At 43.0% G+C, this 2096-nt stretch carries 1 protein-coding gene; it reads left to right on the top strand.

Annotated features, from left to right (window positions below; all coding sequences use genetic code 11):
- Positions 1 to 417: 417 nt before the first annotated feature.
- A partial coding sequence (gene katG / locus AACY61_RS12860; protein WP_339611982.1) for a catalase/peroxidase HPI occupies positions 418 to 2096 on the top strand: 1679 nt, incomplete at its 3' end.

The raw sequence follows: 2096 nt of genomic DNA, 5'->3' as shown, positions 1-2096 counted from the left end.
CCAAGGACCCTCTGATTAACAGTCAGATGCTCTAACCAACTGAGCTAAGGAGGAAGGTAATAATACCATTTAAAGTGCCCAACTTTCGCTAAGCGGATGCAAATATAAATTAAATTTTATCTGTTGCAAAAATAAAGTAAAAAAAACGATGAGAATATTTATCAGCCCCCGAAAATCCAATTGAAAACCCGATAAATATTTGTAACTTTAGGTCGTATTATTTATTCAAAAAAAACACGAATTCAACATCAATAAGCAAAACTTATTTTCATATAAGAATTATAATTTAAAATGATATTTGCCTTTGATTTATAATTACTTATTTTGTTAAAATTCACATTCTGTAAAGCATAATAAACACGTACTTTGAGGAATTGAATTTATTAAACATCAAAACTAATTTTAAAAAATAGCATTATGAACAACACAACAGCAGGAAAATGCCCCTTTCATCATGGCGCCAACACCGGTACCGAAAGAAATGTGATGCAATGGTGGCCCAAAGCACTTAATCTCGACATCCTTCATCAGCACGACACTAAAACTAACCCCATGGGTTCCGATTTTAATTATGCTGAAGAATTCGAAAAACTGGACCTGGAGGCTCTTAAAAAAGATTTAAAAGAGTTTATGACCGACAGTCAAGACTGGTGGCCCGCTGATTGGGGTCACTACGGTGGTTTAATGATCAGAATGGCGTGGCATGCTGCCGGAACTTACAGAGTTGCTGATGGTCGTGGTGGAAGCAACACCGGGAACCAACGATTTGCTCCACTTAACAGCTGGCCCGACAATGGAAACCTAGATAAAGCACGTCGTTTGCTTTGGCCTATTAAGAAAAAATACGGAAACAAAATTTCCTGGTCAGATTTATTCATCCTTGCCGGAAATATGGCCTATGAATCTATGGGCTTTAAAACCTTTGGCTTTGCGGGAGGACGCATTGATATCTGGCACCCTGAAAAAGACATTTACTGGGGGTCAGAAAAAGAATGGCTGGCTGAAACCAAAAACCGCTATGACAGTGATGAAGACCGTGAATCGTTGGAAAATCCGCTTGCAGCAGTTCAGATGGGATTAATCTACGTAAATCCAGAAGGTGTAGACGGCAAACCCGACCCGCTAAGGACTGCAAAAGACGTACGCACCACATTTAAGCGTATGGCGATGAACGATGAAGAAACCGTAGCGCTTACTGCCGGCGGTCATACAGTAGGGAAGGCACACGGAAACGGGGATGCCTCTACATTAGGTGAAGCTCCTGAAGGAGGAAACGTCCAAGACCAGGGCTTTGGATGGATGAACCCTAAAGGAAACGGAAATGCCGGAGACACCGTAACCAGCGGATTGGAAGGTGCCTGGACTACAAACCCAACACAATGGGATCAAGGCTACTTTGACTTGTTATTCAAATATGAATGGGAACTAAAGAAAAGCCCTGCCGGAGCCTGGCAATGGGAGCCTGTTAACATTGCAGAAGCAGACAAGCCACTGGATGCACACGACCCCACCAAACGTCAAAACCCGATTATGACCGATGCTGATATGGCCATGAAAATGGATCCTGAATACCGCAAAATATCTGAGCGTTTTCATAAAGACCAAGCTTATTTTGAAGAGGTATTTGCCAGAGCCTGGTTCAAGCTGACGCATCGTGATTTAGGTCCAAAAAGTCGCTACTTAGGTGCAGATGTGCCTCAGGAAGATTTAATCTGGCAAGACCCGATTCCAAGTGTAGATTACAGTTTGAGCGAAAGTGAAATCACTGACTTAAAAGAAAAACTCCTCAACAGCGGACTGAGCAGTACCGAACTTATCAATACGGCCTGGGACAGCGCCCGAACATTCAGAGGTTCTGACTTTAGAGGCGGCGCCAATGGTGCACGCATTCGTTTAGCCCCTCAAAAGGATTGGATAGGGAACGAACCGGAACGTTTGCAAAAAGTATTGAATAAACTCACCGAAATTCAATCTGGATTAAGCAAAAAAGTTAGTCTCGCCGATCTGATTGTTTTAGGTGGAACAGCTGCGGTTGAAAAAGCAGCCAAAGCCGGTGGTGTAAACCTTAGCGTACCGTTCAGTCCCGGACGCGGTGA

It is taken from the genome of uncultured Planktosalinus sp., assembly GCF_963973675.1.
Lineage (GTDB): Bacteria > Bacteroidota > Bacteroidia > Flavobacteriales > Flavobacteriaceae > Planktosalinus.
This window is presented reverse-complemented; position numbering and strand designations above follow the sequence as displayed.